General features: G+C 55.9%; 14 protein-coding genes. 6 read left to right on the forward strand and 8 right to left on the reverse strand.

Annotated elements, in window-relative coordinates:
- Nucleotides 1-10: 10 nt before the first annotated feature.
- Nucleotides 11-1,600 carry a methyl-accepting chemotaxis protein gene (locus I6L53_RS11160; RefSeq protein WP_042319090.1) on the reverse strand — a complete coding sequence of 530 codons (1,590 nt, stop codon included), beginning with the start codon at nt 1,598-1,600 and terminating at the stop codon, nt 11-13.
- Between the two features lie 103 nt (nt 1,601-1,703).
- Nucleotides 1,704-3,092, reverse strand: a complete 1,389-nt coding sequence (sad, locus tag I6L53_RS11165) for a succinate-semialdehyde dehydrogenase (protein ID WP_042319092.1) — start codon at nt 3,090-3,092, stop codon at nt 1,704-1,706.
- Nucleotides 3,093-3,191: 99 nt separating this feature from the next.
- Here sad and ptrR point away from each other — a divergent pair, with 99 nt between their 5' ends.
- Both ptrR and I6L53_RS11175 read left to right on the forward strand, forming a co-directional pair.
- Nucleotides 3,192-4,052: a putrescine utilization regulator PtrR gene (ptrR, locus tag I6L53_RS11170; protein ID WP_042319094.1), complete on the forward strand. Its 861-nt coding sequence runs from the start codon at nt 3,192-3,194 to the stop codon at nt 4,050-4,052.
- Nucleotides 4,053-4,145: 93 nt separating this feature from the next.
- Entirely contained in the window at nt 4,146-5,342 is a 1,197-nt protein-coding gene (locus I6L53_RS11175; RefSeq protein WP_042319095.1) for a sugar transporter, read from the forward strand.
- A 33-nt stretch (nt 5,343-5,375) separates the two neighbouring features.
- On the opposite strand, the gene I6L53_RS11180 is transcribed toward I6L53_RS11175, so the two are convergent.
- Nucleotides 5,376-6,038 (reverse strand): MarC family NAAT transporter, encoded by a 663-nt coding sequence (locus I6L53_RS11180; protein ID WP_042319096.1) that lies wholly within the window; start codon nt 6,036-6,038, stop codon nt 5,376-5,378.
- Between the two features lie 259 nt (nt 6,039-6,297).
- Between I6L53_RS11180 and marR the strand changes: the two genes are divergently transcribed.
- From marR to marB, 3 genes are read left to right on the forward strand one after another with little or no spacing between them, the layout of a single operon-like run.
- Nucleotides 6,298-6,732 carry a multiple antibiotic resistance transcriptional regulator MarR gene (marR, locus tag I6L53_RS11185; protein WP_042319097.1) on the forward strand — a complete coding sequence of 145 codons (435 nt, stop codon included), beginning with the start codon at nt 6,298-6,300 and terminating at the stop codon, nt 6,730-6,732.
- A gap of 20 nt (nt 6,733-6,752) precedes the next feature.
- The gene (marA, locus tag I6L53_RS11190; RefSeq protein WP_139155862.1) at nt 6,753-7,133 is read left to right on the forward strand and encodes an MDR efflux pump AcrAB transcriptional activator MarA; all 381 of its coding nucleotides are present in this window, start codon (nt 6,753-6,755) and stop codon (nt 7,131-7,133) included.
- A 33-nt stretch (nt 7,134-7,166) separates the two neighbouring features.
- Nucleotides 7,167-7,385: a multiple antibiotic resistance protein MarB gene (gene marB / locus I6L53_RS11195; RefSeq protein ID WP_042319100.1), complete on the forward strand. Its 219-nt coding sequence runs from the start codon at nt 7,167-7,169 to the stop codon at nt 7,383-7,385.
- A 33-nt stretch (nt 7,386-7,418) separates the two neighbouring features.
- On the opposite strand, the gene eamA is transcribed toward marB, so the two are convergent.
- Nucleotides 7,419-8,318 carry an O-acetylserine/cysteine exporter gene (gene eamA / locus I6L53_RS11200; RefSeq protein WP_042319102.1) on the reverse strand — a complete coding sequence of 300 codons (900 nt, stop codon included), beginning with the start codon at nt 8,316-8,318 and terminating at the stop codon, nt 7,419-7,421.
- A 195-nt stretch (nt 8,319-8,513) separates the two neighbouring features.
- Here eamA and ydeE point away from each other — a divergent pair, with 195 nt between their 5' ends.
- Complete coding sequence (gene ydeE / locus I6L53_RS11205) at nt 8,514-9,701, forward strand: efflux MFS transporter YdeE (RefSeq protein ID WP_042319103.1); 1,188 nt, start codon at nt 8,514-8,516, stop codon at nt 9,699-9,701.
- Nucleotides 9,702-9,739: 38 nt separating this feature from the next.
- On the opposite strand, the gene urtE is transcribed toward ydeE, so the two are convergent.
- The 4 genes from urtE to urtB are packed head-to-tail and all read right to left on the reverse strand — an operon-like array spanning nt 9,740 to nt 13,895.
- The gene (gene urtE / locus I6L53_RS11210; RefSeq protein ID WP_042319104.1) at nt 9,740-10,438 is read right to left on the reverse strand and encodes an urea ABC transporter ATP-binding subunit UrtE; all 699 of its coding nucleotides are present in this window, start codon (nt 10,436-10,438) and stop codon (nt 9,740-9,742) included.
- Nucleotides 10,439-10,450: 12 nt separating this feature from the next.
- The gene (gene urtD, locus I6L53_RS11215; RefSeq protein ID WP_042319105.1) at nt 10,451-11,248 is read right to left on the reverse strand and encodes an urea ABC transporter ATP-binding protein UrtD; all 798 of its coding nucleotides are present in this window, start codon (nt 11,246-11,248) and stop codon (nt 10,451-10,453) included.
- Nucleotides 11,248-12,321 (reverse strand): urea ABC transporter permease subunit UrtC, encoded by a 1,074-nt coding sequence (gene urtC, locus I6L53_RS11220; RefSeq protein WP_042319107.1) that lies wholly within the window; start codon nt 12,319-12,321, stop codon nt 11,248-11,250. The genes urtD and urtC overlap by 1 nt, the downstream gene beginning before the upstream one ends.
- Nucleotides 12,318-13,895 carry an urea ABC transporter permease subunit UrtB gene (gene urtB / locus I6L53_RS11225; protein WP_042319108.1) on the reverse strand — a complete coding sequence of 526 codons (1,578 nt, stop codon included), beginning with the start codon at nt 13,893-13,895 and terminating at the stop codon, nt 12,318-12,320. Before urtB ends, urtC begins: the two co-directional genes overlap by 4 nt.
- Between the last annotated feature and the right edge of the window lie 29 nt (nt 13,896-13,924).

The raw sequence follows: 13,924 nt of genomic DNA on the forward strand, positions 1-13,924 counted from the left end.
ATACTCCACGTCAGGCCGGAAGTCGGAATCTCGCTACGGCGCGGATCAACTGGTGCGATTCATTATGTAACTGCTGCGAGGAGGCGGATGCCGTATCCACCAGTTGGCGGGTGTCGCGGGCAACCAGATTCAGCGCCTGCAACTGGCGCGTCATCTGATGGATCCGGGTTCCCTGATGCAGCGTCGCAGCTGAGATATCATTCAGCGAGGCACCCAGATTCTCCACCAGTCCGATCACCTGTTGCAGATTATCTTCCAGGTGTGTCACCGCACTCGACCCCTCTTCTATTCCCTCCAGTGAATGATGGATCAGCGTCTGAATGTCCTGCGTGGACTGGCTGCTCTTACGCGCCAGCAGCCCCACTTCTTTTGCTACCACCGCAAAACCGCGTCCCTGCTCACCGGCATGGGCGGCTTCAATTGCCGCGTTCAGCGCCAGGATGTTGGTCTGGAAGGCGACGTTATCAATCAGCGCAATGATCCCGCGCATTTCTGCCGAGCGCGTCACGATCGCCTGCATCGAACGGCTCACGGTATCCATCATTCTGTCGCCGCCAGCCGCAATAGCCCGGGCAGCTTCTGCTCGCTGATTCGCCAGTTGGGCAAACCCGCTGTTGTCCTCAACGTGCGTTTCCAGCACAGAAATATGGGAGGTGACGTTATTCAGCTCCTCGTTCTGTTTCTCGGACTGCTGATACAGGCGCGTATTGTTCTGCGCCAGCTTTTCGATATTCCTGGCCATCGCCGCCGTCGCCACGCTGACCTGTTGGACTAATTCTCGCAGTCCCTGCTGCATCGAGCCTATACGCGTATGGAGTTGCGACACTTCCCGGTTAGCCCCGGGCACGGCGGGAAGCGGTTGTGAAAGATCGCCTGCCGCCAGAATGTCGATGTACGCAATCAGCCGACGCAGCGGAGAAATAACCCAGCGCGACATCCCCCACCAGACCGCGACCGCAATAACCAGCGACACTACCGGGAGTACCAAAAACAGATGCTGGAGATCCAACAGGCGTTCCAGCAACTGCTGCCGTCCGCTTTCCCGCGCCTGTCCGGTAACCTTTTGCATTCTGGCATAGTTGTCATTGAAGTCAGCCTGAAATGCCTGAATGGGCACGGCGAAGAACGCGTCAATCGACTGCGTCTGGCTTAATCCTGTCACTTGTTCCTGGATGCCGCCGCTAAAGCGCTGATAGCTGTCGACCAGCCCTTCATCCGCCTGCGAGCTCATCTGACGCCACGCCTGCCACGCGGTTGTCGACTGGGTAAGAGCCTGTCGGGCTTCGTCAATCAGCGGTTGCCAGCTTCCTTCAGAGCCCGTGGCGGCGTCCTGCATAAAATAAACCCCCGCCCGGTTGAGCAGATCGCTGGCCGTCAGTAGCGCTATCCGCGCCTCTTCGACTTTTGTCTGCTGACGCAGCGCCAGCTGGTTACGCTGTTCATTTTCCCGGGCCTGGCTGACTGAAAAGGACAGCATCAGTGACGAGGTCAGTTGCAGTACGGAAAACAGCGCAATGATGCAAAAAATCCCGGTCAACAGGCCAAACTGCTGGGGTAGAAAACGTCGCGCCAGGCGACGTAAAGTTTGAGTTAAGTTCATAATATTCTTCAGTATCAACACGTTAATCGCGAGTCTACGAAGCGTAAATGACAAAACTATGGCGGAAATGTGACAAGGCGCCCCGCATGCAGAGCGCCAACGGTCAGCGTCGGTTCTTCCAGACCGTCTGTACGTTACAGAACTCATGCAGACCAAAGTGCGAGAGTTCCCGACCAAAACCGCTCTTCTTCACGCCACCAAATACCACCCGGGCATCGCTGGCGCTAAAGCCGTTGATAAACACACCACCGCATTCCAGCCGTGCGGCCATCGTCTGTGCGCGGGCTTCATCGGCGGTAAAGAGGGTTGCGGACAGACCAAAATCACTACAATTTGCCAGTTCCAGCGCATGTTCGGCACTCTTCGCCACGGCGATCGCCGCAACCGGTCCAAAGAGTTCCTCACGGAAGGCGGTCATTTCCGGGGTCACGTTCGTCAGCACGGTGGCAGGATAATAGTGCCCGCCAGTGGAAGGCTTCGTGCCGCCAAGCAATAGCTGAGCGCCTTCGGCGATCGTGGCCAATACCTGTTGATGCAATTCATCACGCAGATCGGCACGTGCCATTGGGCCGAGTTCGGTCTCCTCCGCCAGCGGATCGCCCTGCTTAAGCGCGCCCGCTGCCGCCACAAAGCGCTCGATAAAGCGCGCGGCGATCCCCTCTTCGAGGATAAAGCGTTTCGCCGCCGCGCAAACCTGTCCGGTATTCTGATAGCGTCCGGCCACTGCCGCCTTCACCGCCAGATCCAGATCGGCATCGTTAAGCACAATAAACGGATCGGAACCGCCCAGCTCCAGCACACATTTTTTTAGTGCCGCACCGGCCTGAGCGCCAATGGCAGCCCCGGCACGCACGCTGCCGGTCACCGTAACCGCTGCAATTCGCGGATCCTGAATCAGCGAACTGACGCCCTGGTTATCCGCATTCAGCCAGCCGTAGACGCCTGCGGGGATCGCCGCGTCGGCAAAGACCTGGCTTATGATTTGTGCGCAGCCGATGACGTTGGGCGCAGGCTTAAGCAGATACCCATTCCCGGCCAGTAAAATCGGCACAGCGCCACGCAGTACCTGCCACAAAGGAAAATTCCACGGCATGACCGCCAGAATGGTACCTAAGGGACGATACTCAATCACCGCCTGCTGGTTTTCCACCTGTGTCGGTTCAGCGGCCAGCATCGCCGGACCATGTTCAGCATACCAGTCACACAGCGCCGCCGATTTGGCTACCTCCGCACGCGCCTGTGTAATGGGTTTGCCCATCTCGCGGGTAATGCATTGCGCCATCTCTTCGCCACGCGCACGTAAGGCCTTGCCGATGTCGCGTAATTTCTGCGCCCGGTGTGCCACCGTTGTCTGTTTCCAGTTGCTGAATCCCGTAGCCGCAAACTGTAGCGCCTGTTCGATCTCCCGAGCCGTTGACCACGGCAGCGCCGAAAGATATTCATTATTGTACGGGTTGATGGAAATGGCATGGGTTGCCGATGAAATCGTCATACAGTCTCTCCGTCGTTCTTGATGCCATGATCATGGACGCGTTTACTCTTTCCTTAAAATGAATAATATTAACGAAACCGTTCACGAAGAGAGAATGCTATGGATCTGACCCAACTGGAGATGTTTAACGCGGTCGCCGAAACGGGCAGTATCACCCAGGCTGCGGCGAAGGTGCATCGCGTCCCATCCAATCTCACTACCCGTATTCGCCAACTGGAGGCCGATCTCGGGGTCGATCTGTTTATTCGCGAGAACCAGCGCTTACGACTTTCCCCCGCCGGACATAACTTTCTGCGCTACAGTCGGCAGATCCTCGCGCTGGTTGACGAGGCGCGCATGGTCGTCGCTGGCGATGAACCCCAGGGGCTATTCTCGCTGGGTGCGCTGGAAAGCACGGCAGCCGTGCGCATTCCGGCCACGCTTGCCCGCTACAATCAGCGCTACCCAAAGATCCAATTCTCCCTGGCGACCGGTCCTTCAGGCACCATGCTGGACGGCGTGCTGGAAGGCCATCTCAATGCCGCGTTTGTTGATGGGCCGATTACCCACCCTGGTCTTGAAGGAATGCCGGTGTACCAGGAAGAGATGATGGTGGTTACTCCGCACGGTCATGCGCCGGTGACTCGTGCCAGCGACGTCAACGGCAGTAATATTTACGCCTTTCGCGCCAACTGTTCTTATCGGCGCCATTTCGAAAGCTGGTTTCATGCCGATCGGGCGATGCCGGGAACGATCCACGAAATGGAGTCCTATCACGGCATGCTGGCCTGTGTGATTGCCGGTGCGGGTATCGCGCTGATCCCCCGCTCCATGTTGGAAAGTATGCCCGGACATCAGCAGGTTGAAGCCTGGCCGTTGACCGGGAACTGGCGCTGGCTGACCACATGGCTGGTCTGGCGACGCGGTGCGATGATGCGCCAACTGCAGGCCTTCATTGAGTTGTTAACAGAACAGAACTGAAAACGAGATCTGAATCACAAAACGGTTGTCTTTTCATCAGCAAACGTTTTAAGATCACCTTCTCTCCTTTTCGCAACGAACCGATTCATTTTTATGACAACTCAAACGGTTTCCCGCAAAGTCGCGTGGTTACGGGTCGTTACGCTGGCTATTGCTGCGTTTATTTTCAATACCACAGAATTTGTCCCTGTAGGCCTGCTTTCCGACATCGCACAGAGTTTTAATATGCAGACCGCTCAGGTTGGGATCATGCTGACGATCTACGCCTGGGTTGTCGCGCTGATGTCCCTGCCGTTTATGCTGCTCACCAGTCAGGTTGAGCGGCGTAAGCTGCTGATTTACCTGTTTGCACTGTTTATCGCCAGCCATGTGCTCTCTTTCCTGGCGTGGAACTTCACCGTGCTGGTAATAAGCCGTATCGGGATTGCCTTTGCTCATGCGATCTTCTGGTCGATTACTGCCTCACTGGCGATTCGCCTTGCCCCTGCAGGCAAACGTGCTCAGGCATTAAGTTTACTTGCCACCGGTACGGCGCTGGCGATGGTGCTGGGCTTACCGCTCGGGCGCATTGTCGGTCAGTATTTTGGCTGGCGAACCACCTTCTTCGCCATCGGGATGGGGGCGTTAATCACCCTGATTTGCCTGATCAAGCTGCTACCGAAATTGCCAAGCGAACATTCCGGCTCGCTGAAAAGTCTGCCGCTGTTGTTCCGTCGTCCGGCACTGATGAGCCTCTATCTGTTGACGGTGGTGGTGGTGACGGCGCATTACACCGCGTACAGCTATATCGAACCGTTTGTGCAGACCGTTGCCGGGCTGAGCGCGAATTTCGCCACCGTACTGTTACTGGTGCTGGGCGGTTCGGGCATTATCGGCAGCGTTATTTTTGGTAAGCTCGGCAATCGCCACGCTTCGGCGCTCATTACTGTTGCCATCGCGCTGCTGTTGGCCTGTCTGGTGCTGCTATTACCTGCTGCTGACAGCGAGCCTCACCTGGCTATCCTGAGTATCTTCTGGGGGATTGCCATTATGGTGATTGGCCTGGGGATGCAGGTAAAAGTGCTGGCGCTGGCTCCGGACGCCACAGATGTCGCGATGGCGCTGTTCTCCGGTATTTTCAATATCGGTATTGGCGCGGGTGCGCTGGTGGGGAATCAGGTGAGTCTGCACTGGTCGATGTCAGCGATTGGTTATGTCGGTGCCATTCCTGCCCTTGCCGCCCTGATCTGGTCGGTGATTATCTTTCGTAAATGGCCGGTCTCGTTAGAAGAGCAGCCACAGCATTCCTGACAGACAGCCCGGTCATCACGACCGGGCTTTTTTTCAGTAGGTTTTAATAATTTCCAGCACGCCGTTAATAATGAACTGTACTCCCATACAGACCAGCAGGAAGCCCATCAGGCGGGAAATCGCTTCAATACCGCCCTTGCCCACCAGGCGCATGATCGCCCCGGAGCTACGCAAGCATCCCCACAGGATCACCGCCACCAGCGCAAAGATGATCGGCGGCGCGATGGTAATCACCCAGCCGGGAAAATCAGTTCCGTGACGCACGGTCGAGGCGGAGCTGATAATCATCGCAATGGTTCCCGGCCCTGCTGTGCTCGGCATCGCCAGCGGCACAAAGGCAATATTGGCGGTCGGCTCGTCTTCAAGTTCTTCTGACTTACTCCGCGCCTCAGGCGACTCATGCGCTTTTTGCTGCGGAAAGAGCATGCGAAAGCCAATGAAAGCCACAATTAAGCCCCCGGCGATACGCAGGCCCGGAATAGAGATGCCAAAGGTATTCATCACCAGTTGGCCTGCATAATAAGCCACCATCATGATGGCGAACACGTAAACCGAAGCCATTAGCGACTGGTGGTTGCGTTCCGCACTGTTCATGTTCCCGGCAAGGCCGAGAAACAGTGCGACGGTGGTCAATGGATTCGCCAGAGGGAGAATCACCACCAGCCCCAGTCCTATTGCCTTAAACAAATCCATCATATTGACTGCCATTCCTGTTTCACTCATGAGTTAGCGGCAAGTATAAGTGGAAAACCATTAAGTTAGCCATTCTGGCGCTGTAAGGATTCGTTATCGGTTAGAGCTATAACCAGTAATTATCGTTAACTAAATAAAGTGTGACGTGAAGCGCGTCTTTTCCCTTTTAGCAATTCGTGTGATCGGTAAATCCATTCGTTTGACTTATAGTTGCCTGGGCAATATTATCTGCCGTAACTAAATACTTGCCAGGGCAACCATTGTGAAAAGCACCAGTGACTTATTCAATGAAATCATCCCACTGGGGCGCTTGATCCACATGGTCAATCAGAAGAAAGATCGTCTGTTGAACGACTATCTCTCACCGCTGGATATCACCGCAGCACAGTTTAAAGTGCTCTGCTCTATCCGTTGCGCGGGCTGCATTACCCCGGTTGAACTGAAAAAAGTGCTGTCTGTCGATCTCGGCGCCTTAACGCGCATGCTCAATCGTCTGGTCTGCAAAGGCTGGATCGACAGACTCCCTAACCCGAATGACAAACGCGGTGTCCTGGTGAAACTCACCGAGCACGGCGCGGCAATTTGCGAGCAATGTCATCAATTAGTAGGACAAGACCTGCACCAGGAATTAACAAAAAACTTAACGGCAGACGAAGTGGTAACGCTTGAGTATTTACTTAAGAAAGTACTGCCGTAAAAACAAGAAGAGGTATGACGATGTCCAGACGCAATACTGACGCTATCACCATTCATAGCATTTTGGACTGGATCGAAGATAACCTGGAATCGCCGCTCTCACTGGAAAAAGTGTCTGAGCGTTCAGGTTACTCCAAATGGCACCTGCAACGGATGTTCAAAAAAGAGACCGGCCACTCATTAGGTCAGTACATCCGCAGCCGTAAAATGACCGAAATAGCACAGAAATTAAAAGAGAGTAACGAGCCGATTTTATATCTGGCGGAACGTTACGGTTTCGAGTCGCAGCAGACGCTGACCCGGACATTTAAAAACTATTTCGATGTTCCGCCGCATAAATACCGTATTACCAATATGCGCGGCGAATCGCGGTATTTGCTTCCGCTGAATCATTGTAACTAACCATCGCCTGTAAACGACGTAATCGAGGAAATCATGAAACTGTTGTCTTCTGCAATGCTGGCCCTGCTGCTTGTTGTCTCAGGTCAGAGCGTTGCGGAACAATCCGAGCAGCCCACCACGACAAACAGCCGTGACACGATGATTGTCCCCACTTCTCTGGAACAGTCGCCGTTTGATTTTAACCACATGGGCGCGGGAAGTGATAAGTCCGACGAACTGGGCGTGCCCTATTACAACCGGCACCGCCTGTGATTCGTTTTCGCCCTGCAAATGCAGGGCTTTTTTTTACCCTCTCAACGGTGTCGTTTTGCGCCAGCGCAGGCCAAACACATTGATGTACAAACCCGCCATAATCAGCACCGCGCCAAACAACTGTAGCGCGCTCAGCGTTTCGTCGAGCAGCAGCGCCGCGCTTGCCAGTCCAACCACTGGCACCAGCAGAGAGAGCGGCGCGACTCGCCAGGTTTCATAGCGACCAAGCAACGTTCCCCAGATCCCGTAGCCGACAATCGTGGCGACAAAGGCCAGATAGACCAGCGAAAGGATCGTTGTCAGATCGATAGCGATAAGGCTTTGCACGATTTGCGTCGCGCCGTCGAGAAACAGCGAGGCCGCAAAGAACGGCAGTATCGGGATCAGCGCGCTCCAGACCACCAGAGACATTACCGGCGGGCACGAGGCATGCCCCATTATTTTTTTATTGAAGATATTACCGCAGGCCCAACTGAATGCCGCCGCCAGCGTCAGCATAAAGCCGAGCAGCGCCACATGTTGTCCATTGAGACTGCCTTCAATCAGCACCAGCACGCCAAAAACGGCGAGCGCAATTCCGGCAATTTGTTTGCCCTGTAAACGTTCGCCAAAGGCAAATGCCCCCAGGACGATGGTAAAGAACGCCTGAGCCTGCAACACTAAAGACGCCAGCCCTGCTGGCATACCGAATTTGATCGCACAAAACAGGAAAGCGAACTGACCGAAGCTAATTGTCAGGCCGTATCCGAGCAGCAGCGAAAGCGGAATGCGTGGACGCGCAACAAAAAATATCGCCGGAAATGCCACCAGTAAAAAGCGCAGCCCTGCCAACATCAGCGGCGGCATCGCGTGCAGTCCAACCTTAATGACGACAAAATTCAGCCCCCAAACCACCACCACCAGTAATGCCAACAGCCCGTCTTTGCGCGTCATACCACCGCTCCGCGAAGTTTAAATTTTTGTAAACAAGTTAAAGTAACGGAAATTATTAGCATGCAACAGATCATTAATTCTGGTAGGTAAGACAGGCACAATAGAACAATTTATCCGCTATACATCACAATTTTGCCGTGCTATTTCTTTACATATCTAAAAAAATCATAACGAATCGCACTGTCGGGCAGATAAATGAACAAGACTCTGAGACGATCCACCCTCGCTTTACTCGCCTCCTCACTGTTACTGACGATCGGTCGTGGCGCAACGCTGCCCTTCATGACCATTTATCTGAATCGCCAGTACGACCTGAGCGTGGATCTGATCGGCTATGCCATGACCATTGCGCTGACTATCGGCGTGGTCTTTAGCCTCGGCTTTGGCATTCTGGCAGACAAATTCGATAAGAAACGTTACATGCTGCTGGCAATTTCCGCCTTTGCTTTTGGCTTTATTGCCATTCCGCTGGTTCATAGCGTCGTACTGGTGGTGCTGCTTTTCGCTCTGATTAACTGCGCCTACTCGGTGTTTGCCACTGTACTGAAAGCCTGGTTTGCTGACCATCTTTCACCCGGCGCGAAGGCGAAAATCTTTTCGCTGAACTATACGGTGCTCAATATCGGCTGGACGGTGGGTCCACCGCTCGGCACGCTGCTGGTGATGCAGAGCATCAACTTGCCTTTCTGGCTTGCTGCAATCTGCTCCGCCTTTCCGCTGGTATTTATCCAGCTGCTGGTCAAACGCTCTGTTGCCGCTGTCGATGTCGAAAACAGCGTCGCCTGGTCGCCTTCTGTCCTGCTGCATGATAAAGCGCTGCTCTGGTTTACACTGTCGGCGTTTCTGGCCTCATTTGTGAGCGGTGCATTTGCATCCTGCCTCTCCCAGTACGTCATGGTCGTTGCCGACGGCAACTTCGCCGAGAAAGTCGTCGCGGTGGTGTTGCCCGTCAACGCTGCGGTAGTCGTGGGCTTACAGTATGCCGTGGGACGCAGGCTAACACCGGGAAACATCCGCCCTCTGATGGCGTTTGGCACGGTCTGTTTTGTCATTGGCCTCGGCGGGTTCATGGTCTCCGGCAACAGCCTTTTGCTGTGGGGCGTATCCGCTGCGATCTTTACCCTTGGCGAAGTGATCTACGCGCCGGGTGAATACATGCTGATCGATAACATCGCCCCGGCGGGCATGAAGGCCAGCTATTTCTCTGCGCAGTCGCTCGGCTGGCTGGGGGCGGCGGTTAACCCACTGGCCAGCGGCGTCATCCTGACCTCTTTTCCCGCCTGGACGCTGTTCGTTGTCCTGATGGTGGCGATTATTGCGGCATGGGCGCTGATGATTAAAGGCATGCGCGCCAGACCCTGGGGCCAGCCGGCGCTGTGCTGATCTGATGTCGTGCAGGCGCAGGCCTGCACATTTGTCAGTCAGATAGCCACTAATCCACGTACCCCTTCTGACGCCATATTTTCCCCCCGCCCGCGTTGAATAATGCTGCCGCGCGACATGAGCAGATAGTTGTCCGCCAGTTCTGCCGCAAAGTCATAAAACTGCTCTACCAGCAGAATCGCCATGTCGCCGCGACGAGCGAGTTGGCCAATCACTTGACCTATCTCTTTGATAACAGACGGCTGAATACCCTCCGTCGGCTCATCGAGGATCAATAACTGCGGACGACTCGCCAGCGCACGACCAATCGCCAGTTGCTGCTGCTGACCGCCAGAAAGATCGCCGCCGCGCCGCTGTTTCATCTCTTTCAGGACCGGGAAAAGCGTGTAGATCTCTTCCGGTACGGTTTTGGCTTCGCGAGAAGAAAAGCGCGACAGCCCCAGCAGCAGGTTCTCTTCCACCGTCATTCGCGGGAAGATTTCGCGTCCCTGTGGTACATAGGCAATGCCCGCCTGTACCCGCTGATGCGGCTTGCGATGGGTGATATTTTTCTCCTGCCAGTTCACCGTTCCGCTACGTACGGGAATAAGTCCCATCAGACACTTCAGCAAAGTGGTTTTCCCCACGCCGTTGCGCCCCAACAGACAGGTCACTTCACCTGGACTGGCGTCAAAGGTGACGCCGCGCAGAATATGGCTGCCGCCGTAGTATTGATTCAGTTCATTCACCTGCAACATCTTCTGCACTCCTTAGCGCCCAAGATAGACATCAATCACCTGCTCGTTGGCCTGAACCTCTCGCAGGCTGCCCTCCGCCAGCACTCGCCCCTGATGGAGTACGGTGACGTGATCGGCAATGGTTTCCACAAACCCCATATCGTGTTCCACCACCATCAGCGAATGCTTACCCGCCAACGTGCGGAACAACTCTGCGGTATATTCCGTTTCCGCATCCGTCATCCCGGCGGCAGGTTCGTCCAGCAGCAGCAGATGCGGCTCCTGCACCAGCAGCATGCCGATCTCGAGAAACTGCTTCTGCCCATGCGACAACATCCCGGCACCGCGCCCTCTTTCTGCTCGCAGGCGCAACAGGCCCAGCATTTCATCGATGCGGTCGCGCTGCTCGCTGTTTAGCCTTGCGCGCAGTGAGGCCCACACCGATTTGTTGTTTTTCATCGCCAGTTCGAGGTTTTCTTCCACCGTCAGCGCTTCGAACACCGTCGGTTTTTGAAACTTGCGGCCAATTCCCTGACGGGCAATGGCAATCGGATCCAGCGTGGTCAGATCGGTTGACTGGTCATACAGCGCCTTGCCGCTTTGCGGACGCGTTTTCCCGGTGATCACATCCATCAGTGTGGTTTTCCCCGCGCCGTTCGGGCCAATGACGCAGCGCAATTCGCCAACGCCAATATTCAAGGTGAGATCGGTTAACGCCTTAAAACCGTCGAAGCTCACGTTGATGTTTTCCAGTTGCAGCACCGGGTCCGTCTGTTGACGGTAGCGATCGCCGGGAACCTGGCGGGTAAAAAGTCCTTCATCGGGCTGCATTATTTTTCTCCTTTGCGGAATAAACCGATAACACCACGCGGTAAAAACAGCGTAACGCCAATGAAGATCAGCCCCAGAAACAACTGCCAGTATTCCGGCATGATGACGGTGAAGAGGCTTTTAGTACCGTTCACCACCACCGCACCAATGACCGGGCCTATCAGCGATCCTCGCCCACCAAGCGCCACCCAGATGGCGGCTTCGATAGAGTTAGTGGGCGACATTTCACTGGGGTTGATGATCCCAACCTGTGGCACGTACAGCGCCCCTGCCAGCCCACACAGCACGGCGGAGAGCGTCCAGACCAGCAGCTTGAAGCCTTTCGGGTCATAGCCACAAAACATGAGTCGGTTCTCCGCGTCGCGCACAGCGGTAAGGATCCGACCAAACTTACTGCGCGCCAGCGCAAATCCCAGCCACAGCGCCAGAACCAACAGCAACAGCGTCGCCAGAAATAATCCAATGCGGGTGGTGGTCGCAGTAATAGGCATTCCGAGGAGAGTGGTAAACCCGGTAAAGCCATTGTTGCCGCCAAAGCCCGTCTCATTTCGAAAGAACAGCAGCATGCAGGCGAAGGTTAACGCCTGAGTCATAATCGAAAAGTAGACGCCTTTAATCTTCGAGCGGAAGGCAAAATAACCAAAGAGGAGCGCCAGTCCCCCAGGAACCAGCACCACCAGCGCCATCGCCCATGCAAAATGCTGCGTCCCCCACCAGAACCACGGCAATTCACTCCAGGAGAGAAAAGACATGAACGCCGGCAGCCCGTCGCCGGAGGCCTGGCGCATCAGATACATCCCCATCGCATAGCCGCCAAGAGCAAAGAAAAGGCCGTGTCCCAGCGACAGCATCCCGGCATAGCCCCAGACGAGATCCAGCGCCACGGCCACCACCGCATAGCAGAGGATTTTCCCAATCAGCTGAAGCGTCCACACGGAAATGGCCAGCGGATGATCGGCAGGTAGCAGGGCGAGAAATGGCAGGATCGTCAGTGCCAGCAGGATAATTGCCCCCAGCGCCCGACTGACGCGAGGCGCTTTACGCGCCAGTGTTAAGGTCATTGGCATCGTCATGACTCGGTAACCCTCCCTTTCAGAGCAAACAGTCCCTGGGGTCTTTTCTGGATAAACAGAATGATCAACACCAGAATGACGATCTTCCCGAGTACCGCGCCCATCTGCGGCTCAAGGATTTTGTTGAACACGCCCAGACCAAACGCCGCCGCCACGCTGCCGGCAAGTTGACCGACGCCGCCCAGTACCACCACCAGGAAGGAGTCGATAATGTAGCCCTGGCCCAGTTCCGGGCCGACGTTACCCAATTGCGACAAGGCGACGCCACCGAGTCCGGCAATCCCCGATCCCAGGCCGAAAGCCAACATATCCACGCGTCCGGTCGGAACGCCACAGCAGGCCGCCATGCTCCGGTTCTGGGTCACGGCGCGTACCCGCATGCCCAGCCGCGTTTTGTTCAGCAGCAGCCAGGTAAAGAACAGCACCAGTAGCGCGAAACCCAGCACCACAATGCGGTTCCACGGTAATACCAGACTGGCGTAGACCTGTACGCCACCGGAAAGCCACGCCGGATTCGCCACCTCCAGGTTTTGCGCTCCAAAGGTCATTCGCACAAGCTGGATCAACATCAGGCTTATCCCCCACGTCGCCAGCAGAGTTTCCAGCGGCCGTCCGTAGAGATGGCGGATCACCCCGCGTTCCAGAATCATCCCCGCGCCAGCGGTGAACAGAAAGGCGACCGGCAAAGCAACCAGTGGATAAAAGGCCAGCCATTGCGGCATAAACTGCGCCATCGCCTGTTGCACCATCCACGTACAGTACGCTCCGAGCATCAGCATTTCGCCGTGCGCCATGTTGATCACCCCCAGCAGACCATAGGTGATCGCCAGTCCCAGCGCCGCCAGCAGCAGCACCGATCCCAACGACAGTCCCATGAACGCCTGCCCGAGCAGATCGCCGATCGCCATTCGCTGTTGAATGCGTGCCAGGCTATCACTGGCCGCCGCACGCACGCTGGCATCCGGCTCATGCGCCTTATCGGTAAAAGGTTGCAGGCGTGTCTGCATTTCCGGATCGCTGGATTCGCCCAGCAGCGCGATCGCCTCCCGGCGAATCTCAGCGGATGGGCTGGTCAGTTGCAGAGTAGCCAGCACGCGGGTCAGACGGGTTTTCACTTCCGCATCCGTTTCCTGCGCCAGGCGCTGTTGGATAACAGGCAGCATGGCCGGCTGTGCGTCGCGTTCAAGCGTACGGGTTGCCGTCAATCTTGTCGTGACACTGTCACTAATAAGTTGATGTGTCGCCAGCGCGCCAGCGACAAGAATGCGCAGCCGGTTGGTTAAGCGCAGCGGTTTTAACGCCCCCGCTGGACGGCTGGCACTCCCCAGAGCGATAACCTTCGCTCCCTCGTGGGTGAAAGCCTGTTTAGTGCTGTCGGTTTGCACGGCTTCCCGGCTCAGTGCCGTCAACAGCGGCAGCCGCTGTGTTTCCGGTGCCGCCGCCCATTGTTCGAGCAGTTGCGCCTGCCCGCTACGACTGGCGGCGACAAATGCGTCGGCATCGCTGGCCTGAGCGAAGCCAGACAGAAGCCCGAACGCCAGCAACAAACCGCGAATAAAGCCCATGGCTTTCATGTCGTGATCTCCCGAAGTCACCCTCCGCT

The organism is Citrobacter farmeri, assembly GCF_019048065.1.
Lineage (GTDB): Bacteria > Pseudomonadota > Gammaproteobacteria > Enterobacterales > Enterobacteriaceae > Citrobacter_A > Citrobacter_A farmeri.

Excerpts from the sequence above, each read along its gene's own strand:
- urtC (WP_042319107.1), bottom strand. The coding sequence starts at position 12,321 with ATGACGATGCCAATGACCTTAACACTGGCGCGTAAAGCGCCTCGCGTC.
- I6L53_RS11175 (WP_042319095.1), top strand. The coding sequence starts at position 4,146 with ATGACAACTCAAACGGTTTCCCGCAAAGTCGCGTGGTTACGGGTCGTT.
- I6L53_RS11160 (WP_042319090.1), bottom strand. The coding sequence starts at position 1,600 with ATGAACTTAACTCAAACTTTACGTCGCCTGGCGCGACGTTTTCTACCC.
- sad (WP_042319092.1), bottom strand. The coding sequence starts at position 3,092 with ATGACGATTTCATCGGCAACCCATGCCATTTCCATCAACCCGTACAAT.
- urtB (WP_042319108.1), bottom strand. The coding sequence starts at position 13,895 with ATGAAAGCCATGGGCTTTATTCGCGGTTTGTTGCTGGCGTTCGGGCTT.
- I6L53_RS11180 (WP_042319096.1), bottom strand. The coding sequence starts at position 6,038 with ATGATGGATTTGTTTAAGGCAATAGGACTGGGGCTGGTGGTGATTCTC.
- urtE (WP_042319104.1), bottom strand. The coding sequence starts at position 10,438 with ATGTTGCAGGTGAATGAACTGAATCAATACTACGGCGGCAGCCATATT.
- ydeE (WP_042319103.1), top strand. The coding sequence starts at position 8,514 with ATGAACAAGACTCTGAGACGATCCACCCTCGCTTTACTCGCCTCCTCA.
- urtD (WP_042319105.1), bottom strand. The coding sequence starts at position 11,248 with ATGCAGCCCGATGAAGGACTTTTTACCCGCCAGGTTCCCGGCGATCGC.
- marA (WP_139155862.1), top strand. The coding sequence starts at position 6,753 with ATGTCCAGACGCAATACTGACGCTATCACCATTCATAGCATTTTGGAC.
- marB (WP_042319100.1), top strand. The coding sequence starts at position 7,167 with ATGAAACTGTTGTCTTCTGCAATGCTGGCCCTGCTGCTTGTTGTCTCA.
- eamA (WP_042319102.1), bottom strand. The coding sequence starts at position 8,318 with ATGACGCGCAAAGACGGGCTGTTGGCATTACTGGTGGTGGTGGTTTGG.
- ptrR (WP_042319094.1), top strand. The coding sequence starts at position 3,192 with ATGGATCTGACCCAACTGGAGATGTTTAACGCGGTCGCCGAAACGGGC.